Raw genomic sequence first — 6635 nt, 5'->3', positions numbered from 1 at the left:
AAAGTGGGATATATTAAATTACATAAAAATGAGGTGTGTAAATTTGCAAGGTACATGTGTGCCCCACTGGTATGATCCCTGTCTTTTATAATTTAAAGTCAAGCAAGAGAGGAAAGTAAATAGGGTTTAGTTTATGCATAGTAAATGTAAGATTTACTTGCAACAGGTAAAAAGATTTTTAAGGTTAACAATGTATGCGGCATGCTAAAAAGTGATTATTATGTTGGAAGTTGTTCTATATAAGTATTTACTTTTTGTCGTTCAAAAGATATGACTTCAATATAGTAAACATACACTTTTTAGTTTGCCCTTATTTTTCGAATAAGATGAGTGAGTCATAAACATCAGTTACATATTATGAATACTTTCGGCTCTATCACGTATGAATTTTTTAACAATAAAAAGAACTATCATTTTGATTTAACAGGAGCTTTTAGTAACATTATTGAAGAAAGTGAAGCAATAGAATATGATGACGACGACGATGAGGATGAATTCGATGATGATGACGATGACTAACATCTCATTAATCCATAGCTTTTAAGTTTATTAAAGAAACAGGTCAGGACGCTATATCCTGACCTGTTTTTGATGTTAGTTAAGTCCTAATAGTTAGTTTGCTTTATTTGCTCTCAGCATTAGCTATTGATGCACGTACTCTGCTTAATGTTTCCAATGTCATCTGAAGATATGAAGCAATCATTGTCAAAGGTGCTCTTCTAGTTATTTCAGGAAAATGTTGCTGTAATCTAGCGTATCTGTCATTTGCTGATTCGAAACGTAAAATGTCAGCCTTTAATTGTGATAACATTAAGGAATTTTCAAAAAAACTCCGATATAGATAAGCTATATCACCATTAGCATCAGAAAGTTCTTCCATTATATCACGCGGAATTTCCCATAAAACACTGTTTTCTACAGCATCCATCATAAGATGTGTTGGCTCTCGGTTAAAATAGCTGTCAATACACCAGACAACATCTTTTTCACATGCTAAATGTTCTATCACATCCTTATCATGCTTTAGGTAGTGCTGTCTAATAAATCCCTTTTCTATATAAAATAGGCAATTACAGATATCACCTTCATTTAGAATTATATCACCTTTTTGATATTTCTTAGGCTGAATAATATCTGCAAAAAGGCGAATATTCTCCAACTTAAGTTTGCGATTAGGGCATGTTTCAGCTATAATCTGTTTTGCAATGTCAAATTGAATACTCATAGGCTAAAGTTATTTATATCCAACATTTTGTTTCAATTTTGGGTTCAAGTCTATACTTTTTTGTGGAATAGGAAAAACTGTGGTATACCCATTTTTCTCATCAGCCAGTTGGACTCGCTGATCGTATGATTTGTGATAAACTCCAAAACGCACCATATCTTGTCGTCGCCAGCCTTCCCATACTAACTCCAACAAACGCTCTTTCAATATGTTCTCAAGCGTAGCTTCTCGATATGGCATACCAACACGACCTCGGACTTCGTTCAACTCCAACGAGCCATCCTCACCATTACGTACCTTTGCCTCGGACTTCATCAGGAGAGCATCGGCATAGCGGAATAGCACGATGTCGTTATCCGGTTGTCTACCGTCGGAATGTGAGGTCCTATCAACCTCATATTTTGCCATACGAGCACCAGCTGTCTTGACATAGGAGCTTCCCGTAAGATTCAACTTTAGCTCCAATGGGAAATACTCCAACTGCTGTCCATTGTCCATCATTACAGGCTTTCCATCAACCTCTACGATGCCGGCATAGAAGTTCTTTTCAAAGCGAGCATCTACATCATCTGTGCCGTATCCGTTGGCTAAGACTGTTGAGATATTGGCACTGGTACCATTTTCCGATGAGCCCCCCAACGCACCGCCATGGTTGTAGTGTCGTGATCGGAAGAGATACCAGAACTGCGCAGCATAGAGGTTCTTATCCAACGGAATGGTGAATATGTTTTCGTTGGAGTTCTCGTTATGCACAGAGAAATTATAGCTATAATCGTCCTCCAACCGATAACCTACCTCGGCAAGTTTATTGCAATATTTGATACAGGTCTGCCAAGCGTTGAGTTTCTCACCATCGACGGTGAAAAATATCTCTTTACCGTTCCGTGGAACGCCATCAGTCCAATTATCATCACAATATATCTCGGCATTAAGAGCCAACTTAGCCAAAAGGAAATTAGCTACAGGTGTTGTTATACGACCATAGTAGTTACCCATCTTATTACTACGCTCATTTGGCAACAACTCGGCAACCTCCTGCAACTCATTCACGATAAAACGGAAAACCTCGCTACGCTCGCTCTGCACAACTTCATCCTGCGGTTGTTCATAGGATGTTACGATGGGCACTCTGCCATACATATCCATAATGTAGTAGTAGAAAAGTGCTCTCAGAGCTCGCACCTCAGCTTCGTAGGCCACTCTCTGCTCCTCAGATAGGTTATGGCTATACTTATCGATGATATGCAGAGATTTGTTCGATAACACAACAACCTTGTAGAGGTATTTCCAAGTATTGTAGAGTGGTAAATCATTAGGACTCCACTTATGCTGATACATATTCGTCCACAAACCTCCATCGTACCAGTCGCCACCACGAATAGGTATCATGGCTTCGTCTGTAGTAAGTGTGTTATAGTCATAAATCCCACGACAGGTCTCCTGTAAACCCTCACTGTCTGCACTGCCACCAATGTAATTGTAGAGCACAGCCACTGCATTAATATATATGTTGTTGGCATTGTTGTAAATGTTTTCTTCATAAAGTTGATCTCTAGGGTCTTCAGTAAGACAAGAGGTCATCATCGTTGCCAAAGCAACCATCAATATGTTTATATATCTTTTCATAACTGTAAGCGGTTAGAATTGAATACTAAGACCTAACGAATAGGTACGATATAAAGGATAGGTGCGTTTGTCGTCAATGCCCAAAGTGTTGCTTACTACATAACTGTTTATCATTGGAGTAAGACCGCTATAGCCTGTGATTGTTGCAAGGTTGCTAATGCCTGCCGAAAGACGCAATGACTTCACAGCCTTGGATTTCATTGGAATATTGTAGCCTATGGTAATATGTTCAATATTTACATAGTCACCTTTTTCCAACCAATAGTCTGAAACATTCTGATCAATAATATTTTTTTCAGGAGCACCCTTCAATACATTGTAGTCAGGGAATATAGACATATTGGTATAAGCCAAGCCCGTGCCATTGAATATCTTATGACCGAAAGCACCATTTATCTGCATGGCAATATCAAAGGACTTGTAACGGAAACTGATGTTTGATCCAATAGTTACCTTGGGGGTTGCCTGACCTGCTATATACCTGTCTCCGCCATCGCTAAAATCAATCTCGCCATCATCATTCAAATCTTCAATATCGTAACTGTAGCCACCAAGTTCATTTTCTTTAAGCCCTTTGCAGTGAGGTAGATAGAATACCCCCAATGGCTGACCTACAATCTGATATACTACATTATTGTCTCCACCGTTCTGACCTGCACCATAAAGCGAGCCAATCGGAGTAATATCTGAAGCTGTCATATGCATACCATTATACTCTCCACTAAGCGAAAGTAACTTATTCTTCTGGTAGGACATATTGAAGTTGATATTCATCTCCATATCCTTTCGTTGAATGGGAACTACCGAGATTCCTAGTTCGACACCCTGGTTAGACATCGAGCCGATATTTGCCATCAGTTTATCGAACGCAAAGGTCGGAACGGGAACATCATACTCATAGAGCATATCCGTTGTCTTTGAGTAATATAATTCCGAGGTAAGCATCAACCGATTATCCCATATACCTAAGTCAAAACCGATATTAAATGTTGAACGAGTCTCCCACTTAAGGTCCGGATTCGTGTTGCGTATACTTCCCATTGTTACGGTAGGTGCACCGTTGATGGATACGATACCATTCTCCTTTACGGTATTAAGTGTTGTATAGGATGTTATACCTCCAAGATTTCCTGACCGACCATATCCGGTTCTTAGTTTCAACATTGTTATAAAGTCAGTATCAGAGAGGAAGCCTTCTTTTTTTACATCCCAACCCAGTGATACTGATGGGAAGAATCCGAAAGTATTGTTATCGCTTACCATTGAAGAGCCATCTCCACGGAGTGCTGCCGCAATAGAATATCTATCCTTGTAACTATATGTGACACTACCCATTATTGAAGCAAGTGACGGGTCTTCATAGCTACTGCTCGTACCACCGAAAGGACGCGATGATGTTGCTCCGATGTTATTATAGGAGAAATCATTTGTTGTTATTCCTTTTGCCTGCACCCATAAACCAGTCCTTACCTGTTTAAGATATTCTGCGCCAACAACAGCATCAAGGTGTGAGTCTCCCCAAGCATTGTTATATGAGAGGGACACATTTGTAAAGTAGTCTTCACCCTTGAACTCTCCACGATAAACATTGCCTTGCGCCCACACCCATGTAGGACAAAATTGAGCATTTCCCGTAGATGAATATGAATAAGAGCCGAAAGCCGACAATATCAAATTGTCAAGGATATTAAATTTCAGCCCCAAATGTGTATTGAAATTCCGTTCTTCGGAGTCATTTTTCTCATAGAGGAGTGCTCCGGGGTGGTTGATGTGTGATGCAGCCGAGTTCTTCACCCAGTTGCCATTAACATCAGTTCCTGCTGGATATGTAGGATTCTGTGCAGCTGCCGAGTAAAACAGCATTCGTGTATCGAAAATGTCGTGTATCTTTGACGAGTAGCCATATACACCAAAATCGCCAACTAAGCGACCATCGAAAGCCTTTTGTGTAGCATCAAGTTTTACCACTAAATTTCGGTAATCGTTAACTTTGACAATTGTATTATGATCCATAAAACCGAACGATGCTCGATAGTTTGAGTTTTCCGAACCACCGCTAAAAGCCAAGTGATGCTGATGTATCAAGCCCGTACGAGTAATTACATCGTGAAAATTGGTGTTGTAGCCACCATTATTGTAATCTAATCCAAGTGCCTCTGCTGTAGCTATATACTCCGGGCCGTTGAGCATTTGCAGATGTTTATACATTGACTCGAATCCGTAGTTGCCATCATATGATATTTCGAAACCTCGCCCCGTTCCTTTCTTGGTCTTAATCTCAATTACACCTGAAGCACCACGGGAACCGTACATTGCCGTTTCGGTAGCATTCTTCAAAATAGTGAAACTCTCGATGTCTGCGGGATATATGGTAGATAGCGTAGCGATGTCAGATGTCACTCCGTCAATAATTACTAACGGGTCATTGCCACCCATAATGGATGTGGTACCACGCACACGGATACTATTCAGCATAGCGAGCCTGTCAGTCCCATTAGTGGTGACGTTCACACCGGCAGACTGACCACTCAATACATCCAAAGCATTATTCAATGGTCCCTTCTTGATATTCTCGGGCCTGATATGCTCTAATGATTTAGTCGCCGAAATGGTATCTTGTTTCTCTCTGATATTCTGTACTTGTGCATCAATTTTTTGAGCACTACAGATGAAGAACATTATGACAAGACAAAGACTGACTCTTCCCATCTTGATTCGTTAAATCTCTGTAGATTCCCCAGACCAGACAGTTAATAAATCTTATACGCAATGTATTATAAAGAGGGGGATTGGGAATCTGTACTATTTCCCTGCCTGTCCGTCCGCTTAGCCATTGTATATTTTTTTCTGTTATTTCATATCAGTGATGCTGATAATCCAGGCAAGAACAGAGTAAACATCTACCTCTTTTATACATAAATCCTTTCCAAGGACTTTATAAGCGCAACCATTAACTACATTACATTACAAAGGTAACAATAATTTGTCATTTGAAGAAATTTAGAAAAAAGAAAAAGTCATTATGCGTGATATTTTTTATTTAATTACGACATTTATCAAATACAAAAAATCATAGAAGGACAAAAATCTTTAAATGATTTGATTATAAACAAACTTTAAATAGTTAAATTGCAATAATACTATACCATGGTTGTTCTTTACCTTAATGTAATACTACTGTTATATATCTGGTCATTTATCTCCTTTTGTCGGATGCAAAGGTTGCCAAACCTCTTTTAGAAAACGAAAAGTTCAAGCGGTAAACCATTTGGAGCAGTTTCGTCCTCCGTTGGAGAGTAAACAGCTCCAAAACCTTTTCTTATTCATCGGCTTGGCTGAAAACTGCATCCGGCAACGGAGATAAACGACTGACGAAATAATAGCATAAAACAGCATAGCCCCCCCTTAATAAGGCAATTTTATCAATGCTGTTTTCATTCTTTTCAGAGGACTATTATTTTCGACAGAGAGAAATTTGGCAAGCGGCAGATTTCACTCCCTCAAAAATAATAGATTTGAATTGCTGTCCTCTTGCCTTTATTGGAAATTGTAGTACCTTTGTAGTGGCTTGTGCGAACGAGCCAAGCAATGTGGAAAGATGGGAACATCGAACCATCAATAAAGTACCGAAAAGAGGGAAAATACCCTCTACCACCGCTCTTTGAGTGTTAAGAAATAATAAAAAGGTTAAATCTTCACCTTTTAGAATGTACCCCTAAAGGTTATGCCTGTAGATACTAATTGAAAAGTGCGCCAATATTCCAGTTGAAAATTGCGCCACCAT

General features: G+C 39.4%; 4 protein-coding genes. 1 reads left to right on the top strand and 3 read right to left on the bottom strand.

Translation table 11 applies throughout. The features are described 5' to 3' along the window. Nucleotides 1–357 precede the first annotated feature (357 nt). The gene (locus KTR07_RS27555; protein ID WP_005835698.1) at nucleotides 358–519 is read left to right on the top strand and encodes a hypothetical protein; all 162 of its coding nucleotides are present in this window, start codon (nucleotides 358–360) and stop codon (nucleotides 517–519) included. Nucleotides 520–622: 103 nt separating this feature from the next. Here KTR07_RS27555 and KTR07_RS27550 read toward each other — a convergent pair whose 3' ends face one another. From KTR07_RS27550 to KTR07_RS27540, 3 genes are read right to left on the bottom strand one after another with little or no spacing between them, the layout of a single operon-like run. Further along, entirely contained in the window at nucleotides 623–1225 is a 603-nt protein-coding gene (locus KTR07_RS27550; RefSeq protein ID WP_005835699.1) for a Crp/Fnr family transcriptional regulator, read from the bottom strand. Between the two features lie 9 nt (nucleotides 1226–1234). Beyond that, nucleotides 1235–2851 (bottom strand): RagB/SusD family nutrient uptake outer membrane protein, encoded by a 1617-nt coding sequence (locus KTR07_RS27545; RefSeq protein WP_217315560.1) that lies wholly within the window; start codon nucleotides 2849–2851, stop codon nucleotides 1235–1237. A 12-nt stretch (nucleotides 2852–2863) separates the two neighbouring features. Continuing rightward, nucleotides 2864–5560, bottom strand: a complete 2697-nt coding sequence (locus KTR07_RS27540; protein WP_005835700.1) for a SusC/RagA family TonB-linked outer membrane protein — start codon at nucleotides 5558–5560, stop codon at nucleotides 2864–2866. Between the last annotated feature and the right edge of the window lie 1075 nt (nucleotides 5561–6635).

Source organism: Bacteroides sp. MSK.20.82, assembly GCF_019052485.1.
GTDB classification, from domain to species: domain Bacteria; phylum Bacteroidota; class Bacteroidia; order Bacteroidales; family Bacteroidaceae; genus Bacteroides; species Bacteroides thetaiotaomicron.
The sequence above is the reverse complement of the archived record's forward strand: the minus strand, read 5'-3'. Positions and strand labels throughout refer to the sequence as shown.

Coding starts and splice junctions, on each gene's coding strand:
- KTR07_RS27550 (WP_005835699.1), bottom strand. CDS start 1,225: ATGAGTATTCAATTTGACATTGCAAAACAGATTATAGCTGAAACATGC.
- KTR07_RS27540 (WP_005835700.1), bottom strand. CDS start 5,560: ATGGGAAGAGTCAGTCTTTGTCTTGTCATAATGTTCTTCATCTGTAGT.
- KTR07_RS27555 (WP_005835698.1), top strand. CDS start 358: ATGAATACTTTCGGCTCTATCACGTATGAATTTTTTAACAATAAAAAG.
- KTR07_RS27545 (WP_217315560.1), bottom strand. CDS start 2,851: ATGAAAAGATATATAAACATATTGATGGTTGCTTTGGCAACGATGATG.